At 58.8% G+C, this 17070-nt stretch carries 15 protein-coding genes, 2 rRNA genes and 1 pseudogene (1 of these 18 only partly in view); 8 read left to right on the forward strand and 10 right to left on the reverse strand.

The genetic code is table 11. The annotated features are described in order from the left end of the window. Together ACYZT5_RS00995 and rrf are read left to right on the forward strand one after the other, a co-directional pair. A 23S ribosomal RNA gene (locus ACYZT5_RS00995) occupies positions 1-1773 on the forward strand; it begins 1119 nt to the left of the window's first position. A gap of 150 nt (positions 1774-1923) precedes the next feature. Further along, positions 1924-2039, forward strand: a 5S ribosomal RNA gene (gene rrf, locus ACYZT5_RS01000). Between the two features lie 212 nt (positions 2040-2251). Here the strand turns inward: rrf and tnpC are convergent. The 7 genes and pseudogenes from tnpC to ACYZT5_RS01035 all read right to left on the reverse strand — a co-directional run bounded on the left by tnpC (position 2252) and on the right by ACYZT5_RS01035 (position 6879). Next, complete coding sequence (gene tnpC, locus ACYZT5_RS01005; RefSeq protein ID WP_462049377.1) at positions 2252-3799, reverse strand: IS66 family transposase; 1548 nt, start codon at positions 3797-3799, stop codon at positions 2252-2254. A gap of 61 nt (positions 3800-3860) precedes the next feature. Then, on the reverse strand, positions 3861-4196 hold the full coding sequence (tnpB, locus tag ACYZT5_RS01010; RefSeq protein WP_237142353.1) for an IS66 family insertion sequence element accessory protein TnpB: 336 nt from the start codon (positions 4194-4196) through the stop codon (positions 3861-3863). Further along, complete coding sequence (gene tnpA / locus ACYZT5_RS01015) at positions 4193-4516, reverse strand: IS66-like element accessory protein TnpA (protein WP_462047422.1); 324 nt, start codon at positions 4514-4516, stop codon at positions 4193-4195. Before tnpA ends, tnpB begins: the two co-directional genes overlap by 4 nt. Before the next feature lie 11 nt (positions 4517-4527). Next, a pseudogene (locus ACYZT5_RS01020) lies at positions 4528-4737 on the reverse strand (hypothetical protein); the annotation flags it as partial. An 84-nt stretch (positions 4738-4821) separates the two neighbouring features. Continuing rightward, the gene (locus tag ACYZT5_RS01025; protein WP_462049378.1) at positions 4822-5235 is read right to left on the reverse strand and encodes a VOC family protein; all 414 of its coding nucleotides are present in this window, start codon (positions 5233-5235) and stop codon (positions 4822-4824) included. 203 nt (positions 5236-5438) lie between these two features. Continuing rightward, on the reverse strand, positions 5439-6041 hold the full coding sequence (locus tag ACYZT5_RS01030; RefSeq protein WP_462049379.1) for a TetR/AcrR family transcriptional regulator: 603 nt from the start codon (positions 6039-6041) through the stop codon (positions 5439-5441). Next, positions 6028-6879 (reverse strand): 3-hydroxybutyryl-CoA dehydrogenase, encoded by an 852-nt coding sequence (locus ACYZT5_RS01035; RefSeq protein ID WP_462049380.1) that lies wholly within the window; start codon positions 6877-6879, stop codon positions 6028-6030. The genes ACYZT5_RS01030 and ACYZT5_RS01035 overlap by 14 nt, the downstream gene beginning before the upstream one ends. A gap of 166 nt (positions 6880-7045) precedes the next feature. Between ACYZT5_RS01035 and ACYZT5_RS01040 the strand changes: the two genes are divergently transcribed. Both ACYZT5_RS01040 and ACYZT5_RS01045 read left to right on the forward strand, forming a co-directional pair. Next, positions 7046-8065 carry an AraC family transcriptional regulator gene (locus ACYZT5_RS01040; RefSeq protein ID WP_462049381.1) on the forward strand — a complete coding sequence of 340 codons (1020 nt, stop codon included), beginning with the start codon at positions 7046-7048 and terminating at the stop codon, positions 8063-8065. After that, the gene (locus ACYZT5_RS01045) at positions 8062-9876 is read left to right on the forward strand and encodes an ABC transporter ATP-binding protein (protein WP_462049382.1); all 1815 of its coding nucleotides are present in this window, start codon (positions 8062-8064) and stop codon (positions 9874-9876) included. The genes ACYZT5_RS01040 and ACYZT5_RS01045 overlap by 4 nt, the downstream gene beginning before the upstream one ends. Before the next feature lie 3 nt (positions 9877-9879). Here the strand turns inward: ACYZT5_RS01045 and ACYZT5_RS01050 are convergent, their stop codons facing one another. Further along, positions 9880-10836 (reverse strand): alpha/beta hydrolase, encoded by a 957-nt coding sequence (locus tag ACYZT5_RS01050; protein WP_462049383.1) that lies wholly within the window; start codon positions 10834-10836, stop codon positions 9880-9882. 224 nt (positions 10837-11060) lie between these two features. Here ACYZT5_RS01050 and rbsK point away from each other — a divergent pair, with 224 nt between their 5' ends. Genes rbsK through ACYZT5_RS01065 form a run of 3 tightly spaced genes read left to right on the forward strand, consistent with a single transcriptional unit; the run spans position 11061 to position 14428 of the window. Further along, the gene (gene rbsK / locus ACYZT5_RS01055; protein WP_462049384.1) at positions 11061-11987 is read left to right on the forward strand and encodes a ribokinase; all 927 of its coding nucleotides are present in this window, start codon (positions 11061-11063) and stop codon (positions 11985-11987) included. A gap of 54 nt (positions 11988-12041) precedes the next feature. Beyond that, positions 12042-13373, forward strand: coding sequence for an L-fucose:H+ symporter permease (gene fucP / locus ACYZT5_RS01060; protein ID WP_462049385.1), 1332 nt, complete (start codon positions 12042-12044; stop codon positions 13371-13373). Continuing rightward, complete coding sequence (locus ACYZT5_RS01065) at positions 13370-14428, forward strand: aldose 1-epimerase family protein (RefSeq protein WP_462049386.1); 1059 nt, start codon at positions 13370-13372, stop codon at positions 14426-14428. The genes fucP and ACYZT5_RS01065 overlap by 4 nt, the downstream gene beginning before the upstream one ends. Here ACYZT5_RS01065 and deoR read toward each other — a convergent pair. Beyond that, complete coding sequence (deoR, locus tag ACYZT5_RS01070; protein WP_462049387.1) at positions 14421-15191, reverse strand: DNA-binding transcriptional repressor DeoR; 771 nt, start codon at positions 15189-15191, stop codon at positions 14421-14423. The two genes, ACYZT5_RS01065 and deoR, sit on opposite strands and share 8 nt — an antisense overlap. 123 nt (positions 15192-15314) lie before the next feature. Here deoR and deoC point away from each other — a divergent pair, with 123 nt between their 5' ends. After that, on the forward strand, positions 15315-15998 hold the full coding sequence (deoC, locus tag ACYZT5_RS01075; protein WP_462049388.1) for a deoxyribose-phosphate aldolase: 684 nt from the start codon (positions 15315-15317) through the stop codon (positions 15996-15998). Here the strand turns inward: deoC and ACYZT5_RS01080 are convergent, their stop codons facing one another. Continuing rightward, entirely contained in the window at positions 15999-16997 is a 999-nt protein-coding gene (locus tag ACYZT5_RS01080) for an NAD(P)H-quinone oxidoreductase (protein WP_462049389.1), read from the reverse strand. Between the last annotated feature and the right edge of the window lie 73 nt (positions 16998-17070).

A 17070-nucleotide genomic window follows, 5' to 3' on the forward strand; every position in this document is an offset into this window, starting at 1 on the left:
ATGTAACGGGGCTCAAACCATACACCGAAGCTACGGGTATCACTTAGGTGATGCGGTAGAGGAGCGTTCTGTAAGCCTGTGAAGGTGAGTTGAGAAGCTTGCTGGAGGTATCAGAAGTGCGAATGCTGACATGAGTAACGACAATGGGTGTGAAAAACACCCACGCCGAAAGACCAAGGTTTCCTGCGCAACGTTAATCGACGCAGGGTTAGTCGGTCCCTAAGGCGAGGCTGAAAAGCGTAGTCGATGGAAAACAGGTTAATATTCCTGTACTTCTGGTTATTGCGATGGAGGGACGGAGAAGGCTAGGCCAGCTTGGCGTTGGTTGTCCAAGTTTAAGGTGGTAGGCTGGAATCTTAGGTAAATCCGGGATTCTAAGGCCGAGAGCTGATGACGAGTTACCCTTTGGGTGACGAAGTGGTTGATGCCATGCTTCCAAGAAAAGCTTCTAAGCTTCAGGTAACCAGGAACCGTACCCCAAACCGACACAGGTGGTTGGGTAGAGAATACCAAGGCGCTTGAGAGAACTCGGGTGAAGGAACTAGGCAAAATGGCACCGTAACTTCGGGAGAAGGTGCGCCGGTGAGGGTGAAGCATTTACTGCGTAAGCCCATGCCGGTCGAAGATACCAGGCCGCTGCGACTGTTTATTAAAAACACAGCACTCTGCAAACACGAAAGTGGACGTATAGGGTGTGACGCCTGCCCGGTGCCGGAAGGTTAATTGATGGGGTTAGCTAACGCGAAGCTCTTGATCGAAGCCCCGGTAAACGGCGGCCGTAACTATAACGGTCCTAAGGTAGCGAAATTCCTTGTCGGGTAAGTTCCGACCTGCACGAATGGCGTAACGATGGCGGCGCTGTCTCCACCCGAGACTCAGTGAAATTGAAATCGCTGTGAAGATGCAGTGTATCCGCGGCTAGACGGAAAGACCCCGTGAACCTTTACTATAGCTTTGCACTGGACTTTGAATTTGCTTGTGTAGGATAGGTGGGAGGCTTTGAAGCGTGGACGCCAGTTCGCGTGGAGCCAACCTTGAAATACCACCCTGGCAACTTTGAGGTTCTAACTCAGGTCCGTTATCCGGATCGAGGACAGTGTATGGTGGGTAGTTTGACTGGGGCGGTCTCCTCCTAAAGAGTAACGGAGGAGTACGAAGGTGCGCTCAGACCGGTCGGAAATCGGTCGTAGAGTATAAAGGCAAAAGCGCGCTTGACTGCGAGACAGACACGTCGAGCAGGTACGAAAGTAGGTCTTAGTGATCCGGTGGTTCTGTATGGAAGGGCCATCGCTCAACGGATAAAAGGTACTCCGGGGATAACAGGCTGATACCGCCCAAGAGTTCATATCGACGGCGGTGTTTGGCACCTCGATGTCGGCTCATCACATCCTGGGGCTGAAGCCGGTCCCAAGGGTATGGCTGTTCGCCATTTAAAGTGGTACGCGAGCTGGGTTTAGAACGTCGTGAGACAGTTCGGTCCCTATCTGCCGTGGACGTTTGAGATTTGAGAGGGGCTGCTCCTAGTACGAGAGGACCGGAGTGGACGAACCTCTGGTGTTCCGGTTGTCACGCCAGTGGCATTGCCGGGTAGCTATGTTCGGAATAGATAACCGCTGAAAGCATCTAAGCGGGAAACTAGCCTCAAGATGAGATCTCACTGGGACCTTGAGTCCCCTGAAGGGCCGTCGAAGACTACGACGTTGATAGGTTGGGTGTGTAAGCGCTGTGAGGCGTTGAGCTAACCAATACTAATTGCCCGTGAGGCTTGACCATATAACACCCAAGCAATTTGCGTCGAAAGGCCAGATTGCGGTGTGTGAAGACGACACAAGTCGAAAATTCGCAACGCAACCCACAAATCTATCACTTGCCCATTCGCTGGAACGTGAACCTGCAAAGGCCCACGACCTGGCTACCGAATTTCTTGACGACCATAGAGCATTGGAACCACCTGATCCCATCCCGAACTCAGCAGTGAAACGATGCATCGCCGATGGTAGTGTGGGGTTTCCCCATGTGAGAGTAGGTCATCGTCAAGATTAAATTCCGAAACCCCTATCTGCGTATGCAGGTAGGGGTTTTGTTTTGTCCGCAGGAAAGTGGCGTGACGAAAAAGGGATAGTCAACTGGCTATCCCTGGGTCCAGCAGCATCGTTAGTGAAACTTTGGCAGCACGTATTCAGCGATCTCTTCAATAGCCTCGGCAACCGCTCGTTCGCTGGTATGCGTCCGGGCATCACATCTTGCGTGATTAAACCGGCTGCCACTTATGCGGAAGCAACTGCTCGATTTCACTCGCCCGCTGCGTCGGCAGGCGCGTGAGAACATCCTTTAGATAGGCGTACGGGTCATGACCATTCAGCCGCGCAGACTGGATCAAGCTCATGATTGCCGCAGCCCGTTTTCCGCTGCGTAGCGACCCGGCGAAGAGCCAGTTCTTGCGCCCAAGAGCCCATGGTCGGATCTGGTTCTCCGCCCAATTATTATCAATGGGTACGGCCCCGTCATTGAGGTAGCGCGACAGCGCTGCCCAGCGTTTAAGGCTGTAATCGAGTGCTCTGCTGATGGCCGACCCTTCGGGCACAAGATCACGCTGGGCGATCATCCAGGCATGCAGGATATCCATCACCGGCACGGCTTTTTCTTGCCGTATTCGGCACCGTAAATCCGGCTCCAGGTCACGCACTTCGCTCTCGATCTCGTACAGCAACTGGATGTAACGCAGGGCCTGCTCGGCGAGCTGGCTCTTGTTTGTAGCGTGCAGTTCGAAGAACTTGCGCCGGGCATGGGCCATGCAGCCGATCTCGGTTACGCCGAGTTCGAAGCTGGCCTTGTAACCGCCAAAATCGTCGCAGACCAACTTACCTTTCCAGCCTTGCAGGAAGTTGCGAGCATGCTCACCGGCGCGGCTGGGGCTGAAGTCGTAGACGACAGCGGCTGTTTCGCAGAACTGGCTGGTGGCGTAAGCCCAAACATAAGAACGGTGGGTTTTTTTCGAGCCCGGAGCGAGCATCTGCACGGGCGTTTCATCCGCGTGCACAACCTGCTGCCCGATCACTACGTCACGCAGGGCATCGACCAGTGGCTGCAACTGCACGCCCGTAACGCCAACCCATTGAGCCAAGGTTGAACGTGGAATCGCCAAGCCGGCACGACCAAAAATCGATTCCTGACGGTAAAGCGGAAGATGGTCAGCGAACTTCGCGATCATGACATGGGCCAACAACCCGGCGGTTGGGATGCCTTTGTCGATAACCTGCGCCGGCACCGGTGCCTGGATCAGCGTTTCGCAGCTATCGCAAACCCACTTGCCACGAACATGGCGTTCAACGGTAAACACGCCCGGTGTGTAGTCCAGTTTTTCGCTGATATCTTCACCGATACGCTTGAGCGCGCAGCCGCATGGGCAGTGGGTGTTGTCCGGCTCGTGATGGATCAAGGTGCGTGGAAACTCTGCCGGCAAGGCCGTGCGCTTGGGCTTTTGCTTTTTCTCGGTCGCCACTGGGGCTATTTGCAAGGCCTGAAGCTCGGCCTCAATCGCCGCGATATCGGTATCGATCAGGTCATCAAGCAGGCTCGCCTGCTCAGGATTCATCTGCTCGCTGCGCTTGGCAAACTTCAAACGCTTGAGCTGCGCAATCTCGTGGGTCAGCTTCTCGATTACCGTTTGATCGCGGTTGATCTTCTTACCCATTGTTTCGACCGTCTTACCCATGGTCTCGACCTGCGACAGCAACTGCGCAGCGAATGCACGCAGTTGGTCGGGAGTCATTTGATCGAGATTGGGCGAGGAAGTCATGCCGTGGATTTTACCAAAGCAGGCCACTTGCGACAGCAAGCCGAGGCACTAATTACGGTTTTTAAAGCAGCGTGATTGCACCGCCAGCGCCAACACGTTGCCAAGGTAGGCCGAGCACCAAGGCCTGAAGTTGTTCGGTATCCAACTGCATTTCGCTGCCTTGTCGAATGCCTGGCCAGTGAAACTTGCCTTGGTTCAAGCGGCGTGCAGCCAGCCAAACGCCAATCCCATCGTGTACCAGCACTTTCATCCGAGTCGCGCGGCGATTGGCAAACAGATAAGCACAGTGCGGCTTCGCCGCACCGAAGACCGCAATCACCCTGGCCAGCGCAGTTTCAGTGCCGGCACGCATGTCCATGGGCTCGGTGGCGAGCCAGATGGCGTCGATGCGGATCATCGCAACAGGTCTCGAAGGAAAGCGGCGCAGGCAGCAGCACTATCGGTTGGCCAGTTCACTTTGACGGTGCCGCGTGGGTGCAGAATCTCAACGCTGATATTCGATGAAGATACGTGCGCCGTTGTTTGCATAGGCAATGGGATGAATGCAGGTTGAAGCGTCGTGCTTTTCTGCGCTTGCACTCGAATCCATTTGTGGACGAGGTTTGCGTTGAGGCGATGGCTGAGGGCGATGCTGGCAATCGAAGCGCCGGGCTGGGCACACTCTTGAATGACCTGGGCCTTGAAGGATTTGGAATAGGAACGGCGTGTTGGCTGCATGAAATACCCGCTTAAAAGGCTAGAACTGGTGCCCACTTAAATTTAAGTGCACACCATGTCCTGGCGTTGCGGGGTTGGGTAGATGACTTGGCCGGACGCATACGTTCGCTGCGACGCAGATGCAAGCCAACGTGCTGCACACCGGCCTCGCGCAACGCCTGAAGCTCATCGATCAATGCCAGCCGCCCGCAGCTGCCACCGAAACGCACACGGCGCATCGGGTGACGGTAGCAGACGGTCCAGCAGTTGCCAGAAGCCCAACCTTTTTGAGGTTGGGCTTTTTTCATGCCTTGAGAAAGTGAGTTTCACTGATCCTTTTCGCAATTCACCATCCACGACACACCAAACCGATCAACCAGCATGCCGAAGCGAGCCGCCCAGAACGTGGCTTCCAGGGGCATTTCAACCTTGCCGCCGTCCGACAACGCAGAAAACACCCGCTCTGCCTCCGCAATGCTGTCGACGTTCAGCGAAACTGAACAACCGCTCATTTCGTCAGTGGGGCGGTCAGGTGTTGTGTCCGAGCCCATGATTGCCTGATCGCCCACCAGCAGGCGGGTGTGGATGATCAGGTTGTGGTAGTCCGCCGGAAAGTGCTCGCGCGCAGGGCTTTCGCCGAAGGTCATCATGACTTCGATCTGGCCTGGCAGGCTTTGGGCATAGAAGGTGAAGGCGGCTTTGCAGTCGCCGTTGAAGATCAGGTAGGGATTGATTTTCATTTTTTTGCTCCCGGTAACGAAGGAGGCGGAGGGAGGCTGGATTCACCTCCGGCTCCGCAGTGATTGGGCTCCTATTAGCAAAGCGTTAGATGGCGCGATTGGCAGGAATCGTTTAGATGTTTTTTCTATTGAAGCGACGTGGCTTATGGCTTTCGGCGCCCACGCGGCAATCCACGATCACGGGGATATCGTCCTGGGGTCCCTCAGGCCACTGCGCGTGGCGCCGAGGGACGAAGCAAGCGCTCGATGGCTCCGCTGACCAGATTTTCCAACAGCTCATCTCGCTCCGCTTCACTCAGCGTATGCTGCGCCAGCCAACTGGGTGCGCTGTTGAGTAAGTTGGCGATTGCATGTCCGGTGGCCAACAGGCCTTGCTCACTGAACCGCGATCGGGCCCCAAGCACCATGAGCAACTTGCACTCGTATTGCTCGCGCAGCTCTCGAACCCGTTCCTGCTGCTCTTCATTCAGGCAGCCGCTGTCACGCTCTGCCAGACGAAAATGCCAGGGCATCTCCTGATGCAGATTCAAATGCGCTCGGATAAGGGCATGGAGTTTGTCACGTTTTGCCGGGGCCTTTTGCTCGATGCGCCCCAAGGTTGCCAGCAGCTCCTCGTAGAACTCTTCGATCAGGTCGAGCAGCAAGTGCTGTTTACTGGGGTAATGGTGATACAGCGAGCCGGGGGCGAGCCCCAGGCAGGTCGCGAGCTCACGCATGCCGACCTGGCCGAAACCCTTGCTGGCGAACAACTCCAGCACCTTGTCCCGGTACTCGGCAAAGCGCGAGCAACGCTCAGGCATAGGCATGGAAGCCACGCCCCGTTTTGCGCCCCAGGTAGCCGGCGGCGACCATTTCCTTGAGCAGTGGAGCAGGGCGGTACTTGCTGTCGTTGAAGCCATCGTAGAAGGCTTCGAGGATCGCCAGCAAGGTGTCCAGGCCGATCAGGTCCGCCAGGGCCAGCGGCCCGATCGGATGATTGCAACCCAGGCGCATGCCGGCATCGATGTCTTCGGCACTGGCCAGGCCTTCCTGAAACACCAGAATCGCTTCGTTGATCATGGGCACCAGAATCCGGTTGACCACGAAACCCGGACGGTTGCCAGCGGTGATCGCGGTTTTGCCGAGTGTTGTCGCCATGTCCAGCGCCAGGGCGTGGGTGGCGTCGCTGGTTTGCAAGCCGCGAATCACCTCGATCAGGCCCATCACCGGCACCGGGTTGAAGAAGTGCAGGCCGATGAAGCGCTCAGGCTGGCTGACGCTGGCAGCGAGCTGGGTGATGGACAGCGACGAAGTGTTGGAGGCGATCACGCACTCGGTGCTGACCTGCGCGGCGATTTGCTGCAGCACGCGCAGTTTCAGGTCGAGGTTTTCGGTGGCGGCTTCGATCACCATTTGCACGTTCTGCAGGTTGCTGTAGTCGGTGCTGGTGTGGATTTTGTCGAGAGCGGCGAGCTTTTGCTCTTGCGTCAGCGTGTCCTTGGCGATCTGCCGATCGAGGTTTTTACCCACGGTCGCGATGGCTTTTTGCAGGGCGCTCTCGGAGATGTCGAGCAAGGTGACGTTGAAACCGGCCAAGGCGCAGACTTGCGCAATGCCGTTGCCCATTGTGCCTGCGCCGATTACGCCAATGTTTTGCAGATTCATGTTCCGTCCTTCCGATCAAACCCCGCGATACCTTGGCCGCCGTAGTGGCCGAAGGCGTACTATTGGCCGCGAGTCTAGAGCCGGCAGGGCGGTTGTCCTATGCCGAAACTGTTCAACGGCACTGGTGTTTTTTGCCATTTCAGGTGATGGGGAGAGAAGCGTTCACATGCGGGAAAAGGACTCGGTTGCCGCCTACTTCGTGCAGGCAATGATCCATGGGCTGGGGGAAGATCCGCAGCGCCTGAGGGGTGCGCTTGAACAGGCGGGCATCGACCCGGCGTTGATGGAGCAGCCCACTGCGCGTGTGCCGGCGAGTGCGTTTGCCGCGCTGTGGTTGATTCAGATCCGCGAACTGAACGATGAATTTTTCAGGCTCGACTCCCATGGCATGCCGCCGGGCAGTTTCGCCCTGATCTGCCGGGCATTGATTCAGGAACCTGACCTGCACAAAGCCATGCGCCAGTGCCTGGCCAATTTCGCGCTGTTTCTCCACGACTTTCGCGGCACGCTGACGGTGCGCGGCAAACGTGCGGTGATCAGCTTGCAGAACCACTCGCCAAACTGCGACGTCAGTCGTTTGGGCGAGGAGACGTTTCTGGTGTTGATGATCAGTCTGCTCTGCTGGCTCGGCGGTCGACGCATCCCCATCGATCGCGCAGACTTTCGCCATGAGCGTGTGTCGCTCAGCGATGACCGTTTGCTCTGGGGACCGAACCTGACCTTTGGTGCAGAGCGCACTGAAATCGAGTTCGCCAGCCACTACCTGCGACTGCCGGTGGTCCAGGATCTGACGTCACTGAAAGTGTTTTTGCGCACCGCGCCGCAATGGCTGGTGATCCGTTTTCGTAATCAGCACGGCCTGGCGTCGCAGGTCCACCAGCGCCTGCGTAACAGCCATTACAGCCAGTGGCCTACCTTGCAGGCCTTCGCCCTGGAACAGCACCTGAGCCCCAGCACCTTTCGCCGAAAACTGGAGCGTGAAGGGTGTTCGTATCAAGAGATCAAGGACGAGGTGCGGCGCGGTGTTGCGTTCGAGCAGCTGCGTCAGAGCAAGGCGAGTATCAGCGATATTGCCGAGCAGCTAGGCTTTCAGGAGCCGAGTGCGTTCCATCGGGCGTTCAAAAAGTGGACGGGGGAAAGTCCGGGACGGTATCGGGCCAGGCATCAGGGGGAGCTCACGGAGTGAACCCTGTTCTTAATCGCTTCACCTCATTACTCGACCAGGCGAGACGCGCCTTGCTGCTGGTCTGGGCAACGTCTCGCGGACTGTTTCTGGGATTGGTGCTGGCGACGCTGATCGCCGGGGTGCTTCCGGCACTGGCGGCCTGGTTGGGGCAACGGATTGTCGATGCAGTGGTCACCGCCATGCAGTTGCACGCGCAGCAGGGCAGTGCGCCGTTGTGGCCGGTCGTGCGTTACGTGTTATTCGAAGCGGGCGTGCTCGCATTACTGTCCGGGACCCAGCGTGCGCTGTCGGTCCAGCAATCGCTGTTGCGGGTGCAATTGGGGCAGAAGGTCAATACGATGATTCTGGAAAAGGCCCAGACGTTATCGCTGGTGCAGTTCGAGAATTCCGAGTTCTACGACAAGCTGGTTCGGGTGCGGCGCGAAGCCTCGACCCGGCCGCTGGCGCTGGTGATGAAGTCGTTGGGGCTGATCCAGAACCTGATCGTGTTGATCAGCTTCGGCGTTTTGTTGGTGCATTTCTCGCCCTGGGCGTTGGTGTTGCTGGTGGTCGGCGCGTTACCGGTTTTCTTCGCCGAAGCGCATTTTTCTGGTGATGCCTTCAGGCTTTTCACGCGTCGCGCGCCGGAGAGTCGACAACAGAATTACATCGAGACGCTGCTCTCCCACGAGGGCTACATCAAGGAAGTCAAACTGTTCGGCTTCGCGCCGTTGCTGTTGACGCGTTACCGCGAGACGTTCGCGCGTCTCTATGCCGAAGACCGGCGCCTGACACTACGTCGAGATGGCTGGGGATTTGTCCTCGGTCTACTGGGCACCGGCGCGTTTTATCTGGCGTATGCCTGGGTAGTGGTCGATACCGTCCACGGCAACATCAGTCTCGGGCAGATGACCATGTACCTGGTGTTGTTCAAGCAGGGGCAGACGGCGGTCAGCAGTAGTTTGAGTGCCATCAGCGGTCTCTACGAGGATGGCCTTTACCTCTCCAGTCTCTATGAATACCTGGCCGAACCTGTTGTGGCGGATACCGGCAACCTCACCGTGGGCGCGGTACCTGGCGATGGGCTGCGTTTCGAAAACGTTGGTTTCCGTTATCCGGGCGCCAGTCGCGCCGCGCTGGAAGGCATCGATTTTCACCTTGTACCCGGGCACAGTGTGGCGCTGGTGGGGGAGAACGGCTCGGGCAAGACCACGCTGATCAAATTACTGACTCGGCTGTACCGTCCTGATCAGGGCCGCATCCTGCTGGACGGCAGCGATCTGCAGACGTGGGAAGAAGACGCGCTGCGTCGGCGCATCGGGGTGATTTTTCAGGACTATATTCGCTACCAATTCTCCGTCGGCGAGAACATTGGTGTGGGTGACACGCTGGCGTTCAATGATGAGCAGCGCTGGCAGGAAGCCGCCGCCGAGGGCATGGCCGCCCCCTTCATCGAGGGACTGGATCGAGGGTATGCCACGCAATTAGGGCGGTGGTTCGCCGGGGGGCAGGAGTTGTCCGGCGGGCAATGGCAGAAGATCGCGTTGTCGCGCGCCTACATGCGGCGCAACGCCGATATCCTGATTCTGGATGAGCCGACCTCGGCACTCGACCCGGCGGCGGAGGCTGCGGTGTTCGAGCATTTCAGCGAGCACACCGAAGGCCGCATGACGTTACTGATCTCTCACCGGTTTTCCAGCGTGCGCAATGCGGATCACATCATCGTGCTGGATCAGGGCGCGATCCTTGAACGGGGCGATCACGACAGTCTGGTCGCGGCGGGCGGGCGCTATGCACAGCTGTTTGATTTGCAGGCCCGCGGTTACCGATAGATCTCAAGACTCCCGAGAAACCCGAGTCACCGCTGGCCCGGCCACTTGGGGTGGTTTTGCCTTCATCAAACCTTCGAGCGCCTGGCGATACTGGGTACCGCCCAGGCTCATGCTGTTGTTGTGCGTACCGCCGGGTACCAACAACAGGCGTTTGGGTTCGTTGGCGGCATTGAACAACTGCTGGCTGAACCGCGAGGGCATGAAGGGGTCGGCCAGACCATGGACCACCAACAGCGGCATATCGATGTCGACGATTTTGTCGATGGAATCGAATTTCTGCGACAGCAGCCAGCGCACCGGCAACCATTTCACGGGCAGATTGCTGTCGGCCACTTGCGCCACGGCATCGCCCAGCGAGGTGAAGGTGGACTCAATCACCAGACCGCGCACCGGCACCACGCCATGGTCCTTTTTCGCCTGTGCGGCCAGGTCTGCCGCCAGGTCGATGGCCACCGCGCCGCCCAGTGAGTGGCCGTAGATCAGGCGCTTGTTGGCGTCCGGTTGCATCTGGGTGAAGCGCTCCCAGGCGGCTCGGGCGTCTTCGTAAACACTGGCTTCCGACGGCAGGTCACCCTTGCTCTGGCCAAAGCCGCGGTAGTCGATGGCCAGCACCGAATAGCCCATGGCACGCAATTGCTCGATGCGGAACGCCTGGCCCGTCAGGTTCCAGCGCACGCCATGCAGGTAGAGGATCGACGGCGCATCGCGACGTGCGGCCGGCCACCACCAGGCATGCAGGTTTTGCCCGGCCTTGAAGCTGGCAGGCTTGATGTCGAATTCCTGAACGTCCTGCGGCAAGCCGCGATACCAACCGGCCGTTCCCGGCTCGATGCGGAACAACAGCTCGCGCTCTTTGTATTTGAGTGCCCCGCAACTCACGGGCAGACCGACGATCAGCGCGGCCATGCACAGCAACGGCAGCCAGCGTCGGCCCAAGCGGCTCATGAGGTTAGAAAACATGCAGTGGTCCGGAGGATGAAAAGGAAAGTTCGGGTTTTAACAGAAGCGTACCGGGGACGGGGATAAATTCGACAGTCGTATGAATAGCCGCGCTCGCAAAGCCACTCGTCTTTGCTTCAGAGCCCATTCAACAAAAAGATTGAATAATCACACAAAATGTTATTTAATTAACAAAACAAGAACGCCAGCGTCAGCCTGGCAAGCCGTATCAAGGTGGGATAGCAATGAGCAAGATCGCAGTCATCGGCAGCAACATGGTGGATCTGATCACCTACATCGATCGCATGCCGGCCCAGGGCGAGACGCTCGAAGCGCCGGGGTTTGCCCTCGGTTGTGGCGGCAAGGGCGCCAATCAGGCGGTGGCCGCCGCGAAGCTTGGGGCGGAGGTGTTGATGCTCACCAAGGTTGGCGATGACCTGTTTGCCGATAACACCCTGGCCAACTTCCAGCGCTTTGGCATCGACACCCGTTACGTGCAGCGTGTCCCCGGCGTGTCCAGCGGTGTGGCGCCAATCTTCGTCCAGGTCGACTCCCACAACAGCATCCTCATCGTCAAAGGCGCCAACGCTCATCTCCTGCCGGCGGATATCGACGCGGCCGCGCAGGCATTGCGCGAGTGCTCGCTGATTGTTCTGCAGCTCGAAATCAACGTCGACACCGTTTACTACGCCATCGAGTTCGGCCGCGCACACAACATTCCGGTGCTGCTCAACCCGGCGCCGGCCTTGTCGGGCCTGAGCCGTGAACACCTGGCGCAACTGGATTTCCTGGTGCCCAACGAGTCCGAGCTGGCGCTGATCACCGGCCAGACCGTGGACTCGCCGGAGTCGGCCCAAAAAGCCGCCCAGACATTGGTTGCGAGCGGCATTCGCCACGTGATCGTGACCCTCGGCCAGCAAGGCGCGCTGTACGTCGGCGAGGAGGGCGAGTTTCAGATTCCCGGCCTGTCTGTTGCCGCGCGCGACACCACCGGGGCAGGAGACGCCTTCATCGGTTGCTTCGTTCATCACTGGAGTCGCGACCGCGATATCCGCGCCGCCATGACCCAGGCCGTGGCGTATTCCGCCTGCTCGGTCACGGGCCTGGGCACTCAGACGTCCTATCCGGACGCCCACGCATTCGCTGAATTTCAGCGCAGCCTCGACGCCTGACGTTGAGGTGATTCAACCGCACCACCATCCCGAAGCTCACCACGGAGAACAACAATGACAAAGCCTCCGCTCCAACAGACGCCCGATGGTTTCTACCTGAACCGCACGCCCTGGTTCGCCTTCATTTTGCTGTGCAGCATCTTTGCGCTGTGGGCGGCGGCCGCGAGCATGAACGACGTGCTCATCGCGCATTTCAAGAAGGCCTTTCTGCTCAGCGATTTCCAGACCGCGTTCGTGCAGTCGGCGTTTTATCTGGGCTATTTCTTCGTGGCGATTCCGGCCGCGCTGGTGGTCCGCCGTTTCAGCTACAAGACCACCATCCTCATCGGCCTGATGCTGTACATGTTCGGTTGCCTGCTGTTCTTCCCGGCGGCATCGACCGCCAAGTACGGCATGTTCCTGCTGGCGCTGTTCGTGATCGCGGCTGGGTTGTCGTTTCTCGAGACCGCCTGCAACACCTATTCGACGTTAATGGGGCCGCGTGAAACCGGCACCCGTCGCCTGAATATTTCCCAGACGTTCCACCCGTTCGGTGCGATGGCCGGGGTGTATGTCGGCAGTTTTGTGATGTTCAAAGACACCGACGCCACGCGCGAGCAACTCACGCAAATGAGTGCCTCGGACGCGGCGATCCAGCAACTGCAAATGATCCAGTCCACGTTGCTGCCGTACAAATGGATGATCGCGGTGCTGGTGCTGATGTTCATCCTGATCGCCATCACCCGGTTTCCCGCGTGCAAAGGCAACCAGCCGAGCAGCAAGAAAACCGCCAGCCTCGGGCAGAGCCTGTCGCGTCTGTGGCGCAACAAGCGCTTCACCTTTGGTGTGTTGGCGCAGTTTCTGTACGTGGGGGCTCAGGTCGGTGTGTGGAGTTTCACCATCCGCTTGGCGATGCAGTTGGGCGGCATGAACGAGCGCAGTGCCTCGTGGTTTCTGCTGACAACGTTTGCCGCGTACTTTGTCGGCAAGCTGATCGCCAACGTGCTGATGCGCAAGCTGCACCCGGCCAAGGTGCTGGCGGTGTATGGCGTGCTGTGCATCGCGTTGCTGGCCTACACCATTCTGGTGCCGAACATCACCGCGGTATACGCAGCCGTCGGCGTGAGTGTGTTCCTCGGTCCGTGCTGGCCGACCATCTACGGCCTGACGATTGACGGCTTGGGTGAAGACACCGGCGTCGGCGGTTCGCTGCTGGTGATGAGCATTGTCGGTGGCGGGGTGATTCCGATCTTCCAGGGGCTGCTGTCTGACTACAGCGGCGGCAACATGCAACTGGCCTATAGCGTGCCGCTGCTGTGTTTCATTGTGATCGTGGCTTACGCGGTGCGTTGCCTGCGTCATTCCGACAGTGAACGGGCACCGGTGGGTGCGGTGGTGGCTTCATGAACACGCGGATCAATCTCTATCCGTCGCTGTTTGGCGAAGCGCGCAAAAACGTGCTCAAGTCCGAGGCGTTCACGGTCAGCGCCTGGGTCTATCCCAGTGGTGTGCTGGCCGTGGAATTGGCCAACCATCGCGGCAGTCTCGTGGTGCTTCCGTATCAGGGGCAGATGATTTGGTCCGCCGTGTTCGACGGTTGCGACCTGACCATGCGCAACTTGTTCAGCCAGCCCAAACCCAGCCCGACGGTGATCGGCACCTACGGCTGTTTCATGTTTCACAGCGGCCTGCTGCGCAACGGTTGCCCGAGTCCCGAGGACGATCATCCGTTGCACGGCGAGATGCCCTGCGCGGCGATGGATCGGGCCTGGCTGGAGGTCGGTGAGGACAGTGTCGGTCAATACCTGCGATTGGGTGGCGAGTACGAATACGTGCAGGGTTTTGGTGACCGGTATCGGGCCAGTCCGAGCGTGACTTTGCGTGCTGATTCAGGGCTGTTCCACATCGCGATGCAGGTGACCAATCTCGCGGGCAAACCGATGGACCTGATGTACATGGCGCACATGAATTACGCCTATGTCGAAGGCGCTCGTTTCATCGAGCCCTTGGGTTTCGAACGTGTGCGCCTGCGCACAAGCGTGCCGGCCCACGTGAAACCGACGCCGGCCTGGAGTCGTTACATGGATGAGTTGGTATCTGCGCCAGAACAGTTTCAGTGTCTTGATCGACCCGCGCTCTACGATCCCGAGATTGTGTTTTTCTTCGACGGTGTGCGGGCGGATGACAGCGGCCACGCGCATTTTCTGCTGAGCCATCCTGACGGTGCGGCGTTCTACACCCGCTACCGTCCCGACCAGTTCGAGCATGCCGTGCGTTGGATTTTGCACAACACCGATCAACACGTGGCGGCGTTCGTGCTGCCGGCCACGTGCGAGCCGGAAGGCTATCGCGCCGAGTTTGCCAAGGGCCATGTGCGTTCGCTGGCGGCAGGGGCGACGTCTGATTTCAGCGTCACCACCGGTTACCTCAGTGCAGCGGAACAACAGGCCCTGATCAGATGATCAACTGCGCGCCGCTGGCGGTAATGGCGTCGCGGTAGGCCTTGGGGATTTTCTTGTCGCTGACCACGAACTGAAAATCCTCAAGGTTGGCGAAGTGCGCGGTACGCACCGTGTCGAACTTGCTGTGGTCGGCCAGCAGCAGCCGTTGTTGCGCCTGACGCAGGACTTTTTGCTTGACCTCCACTTCATTGAAGTTGAAGCAGGTCACGCCGAAGTCCTGGCTGATGCCGGCAGCGGAAACGAAGGCCCAGGTCAGGCGCACGCTGTCGAGGATGCCGGTTTCGGTCTGATTCTCGAACACCTGGTTTTTGCGGTGGAACGTGCCGCCGCACACCACGATGTGGCAGTTGGGCTTTTGCGAGAGTTTGAGCAGCACGTTCAGGGAGTTGCACACCGCGGTGAATTCGAGTTCGTCGGGGATGAAATCGACCACGAAAGGCGTGGTGGTGCCGCAGTCGAAGAACACCGTGTCGCCCGGTTGAATAAACCCGGCGGCGAGTTTGCCGATGCGACGCTTTTCTTCGACGTGCCGGGTGTCCTGTTCGGCCACGCGGTAATCGCCGGGTTCGTTGCCGTCGTGAATTTTCGTGATGTAGCCACCGAGCAGCCGCAGGTGGTCGGTGTACTTGCTCAGGTCGCGGCGCAGGGTCATCTCGGACACGTCCAGCAACGCCGCCATCTCGCGCAGATGAATGGCGCTCTGGTCTTGCAGGGCTTGTTGAATCAGCTTGAGACGCTCGGCTTTTTTACTGTCCACAGGCATTCCGGGGGGTTGATTGTTTGTGTTATTTAAGTAACATTATTTGTGAGTTTTGTAACGTTTTTGCGCAAATCACCCTCGATTGTGGCGCAGGGGCATTTGAATATACAAACAGGAGTTTTTGCGATGGCACACCTAGAACCCCAAGCGTTGGCGCAGTACATCGATCATACCTTGCTGGCGCCCGATGCTTCCCGCGAGCAAATCGCGACGCTGTGCCGTGAAGCCGCTGAACACTGCTTCTATTCGGTGTGCGTGAACTCGGGGCAGGTCCCTCATGCGGCTCAGTGCCTTGCAGGGCAACGCGTCAATATCTGCGCGGTGGTCGGCTTCCCGCTGGGTGCAGGTCTGACCGACACCAAAGCCTTCGAAGCCGAGCGGGCAATTGCCGCCGGTGCCGGGGAGGTCGACATGGTGTTGAACATCGGCTGGTTGAAAGACGGCTTGTTCGATCAGGTGCGGGACGACATCGCCCAGGTCAAACAGGCCTGCGGCCGTGTGCCGCTGAAAGTCATTCTGGAAAACTGCCTGCTCACCGACGCCGAGAAAGTGAAGGCCTGCGAGATTTGCCGTGAGCTGAATGTGGCTTTCGTCAAAACTTCGACCGGCTTCAGCCGCAGCGGCGCCACCGTGGAAGATGTCGCCCTGATGCGCCGCACCGTAGGCGCGGTCATCGGGGTCAAGGCTTCCGGTGGCGTGCGCGATTACCCGACCGCGCTGGCGATGATCGAGGCTGGCGCCACGCGACTGGGCACCAGCTCGGGCATCGCTATCATCAGCGGCGCCCAGGCGGCAGGGGAGGGCTACTGATCAGTCCACACGCAAGACGATCTTGCCGATGTGATCACCCGCTTCCATCCGGGTATGAGCCTGCGACGCGTCAGTAAACGGATAGACCTTGTCGATTATCGGCAAGCAACGCCCGGCGGCGAGTACGGGCCAGACATACTCGCGCAATTGTTCGGCGATCGAGGCTTTTTCTTCGCGGGTGCGCGAGCGCATCAGTGAGCCAGTGATCGTCGCGCGTTTGCCCATGATCGCCAGCAGGTCGACGTCTTTGGCATGGGCGCCACCGAGGAAACCCAGCATCACCAGCCGACCGTCCATGCCCAACGCCGCGATATTCGGATTCAGGTACGAGCCGCCCATGATGTCGAGGATGACATTGACGCCCTTGCCGGCGGTTTTTTCCTGGATGACCTTGACGAAGTCCTGATCGCGATAGTTGATCGCCTCGGCCCCCAACGTGCGGATCGCCGCACACTTCTCCTCACTGCCCGCCGTGGCGAATGCCTTGATGCCAAATTCGCGACACAACATCAACGCGGTGGTGCCGATGCCGCTGGTGCCGCCGTGAATCAATGCGCGCTGGCCTTTGCTGGCACCGCCCATGTCGAACAGATTGGCCCACACCGTGAAGAACGTTTCCGGGACCGCCGCGGCTTGCACCCAATCCATCCCTTCAGGCATCGGCAACGTCTGGCTGGCCGGTGCAACGCAATATTGTGCGTAACCGCCGCCGTTGGTGAGCGCACAGACGTTATCGCCGACGATGAACTCGCTGACGCCTGCGCCGATCGCCACCACTTCACCGGCCACTTCCAGCCCGGGAATCGAGCTCATTCCGGATTTCATCGGGTACTTGCCGGCGCGTTGAATCACATCGGGGCGGTTGACCCCGGCAGCGTGTACGCGAATCAGCACTTCGCCTGCGCCTGCGGTCGGGACCGGTTCCTGGCGCGGCTTTAAAACCTCCGGGCCACCGGGTTCGGTGATTTCAATCAGGGTCATGGTTTGGGGCAGATTCATGTCGGCGTCCTGTTGTGAAGGTGTTCAGAAAGTGGGACCGCGTCCTGGCGGGGAAAATCAAACGATCGCAGGC

The sequence above is a fragment of the Pseudomonas sp. LB3P14 genome (genome assembly GCF_054898045.1).

Excerpts from the sequence above, each read along its gene's own strand:
- ACYZT5_RS01065 (WP_462049386.1), top strand. The coding sequence starts at position 13,370 with ATGAACACGCGGATCAATCTCTATCCGTCGCTGTTTGGCGAAGCGCGC.
- ACYZT5_RS01030 (WP_462049379.1), bottom strand. The coding sequence starts at position 6,041 with ATGCCTATGCCTGAGCGTTGCTCGCGCTTTGCCGAGTACCGGGACAAG.
- tnpA (WP_462047422.1), bottom strand. The coding sequence starts at position 4,516 with ATGCAGCCAACACGCCGTTCCTATTCCAAATCCTTCAAGGCCCAGGTC.
- deoR (WP_462049387.1), bottom strand. The coding sequence starts at position 15,191 with ATGCCTGTGGACAGTAAAAAAGCCGAGCGTCTCAAGCTGATTCAACAA.
- ACYZT5_RS01080 (WP_462049389.1), bottom strand. The coding sequence starts at position 16,997 with ATGAATCTGCCCCAAACCATGACCCTGATTGAAATCACCGAACCCGGT.
- ACYZT5_RS01050 (WP_462049383.1), bottom strand. The coding sequence starts at position 10,836 with ATGTTTTCTAACCTCATGAGCCGCTTGGGCCGACGCTGGCTGCCGTTG.
- ACYZT5_RS01040 (WP_462049381.1), top strand. The coding sequence starts at position 7,046 with ATGCGGGAAAAGGACTCGGTTGCCGCCTACTTCGTGCAGGCAATGATC.
- rbsK (WP_462049384.1), top strand. The coding sequence starts at position 11,061 with ATGAGCAAGATCGCAGTCATCGGCAGCAACATGGTGGATCTGATCACC.
- ACYZT5_RS01035 (WP_462049380.1), bottom strand. The coding sequence starts at position 6,879 with ATGAATCTGCAAAACATTGGCGTAATCGGCGCAGGCACAATGGGCAAC.
- deoC (WP_462049388.1), top strand. The coding sequence starts at position 15,315 with ATGGCACACCTAGAACCCCAAGCGTTGGCGCAGTACATCGATCATACC.
- tnpB (WP_237142353.1), bottom strand. The coding sequence starts at position 4,196 with ATGATCCGCATCGACGCCATCTGGCTCGCCACCGAGCCCATGGACATG.
- fucP (WP_462049385.1), top strand. The coding sequence starts at position 12,042 with ATGACAAAGCCTCCGCTCCAACAGACGCCCGATGGTTTCTACCTGAAC.
- ACYZT5_RS01025 (WP_462049378.1), bottom strand. The coding sequence starts at position 5,235 with ATGAAAATCAATCCCTACCTGATCTTCAACGGCGACTGCAAAGCCGCC.
- tnpC (WP_462049377.1), bottom strand. The coding sequence starts at position 3,799 with ATGACTTCCTCGCCCAATCTCGATCAAATGACTCCCGACCAACTGCGT.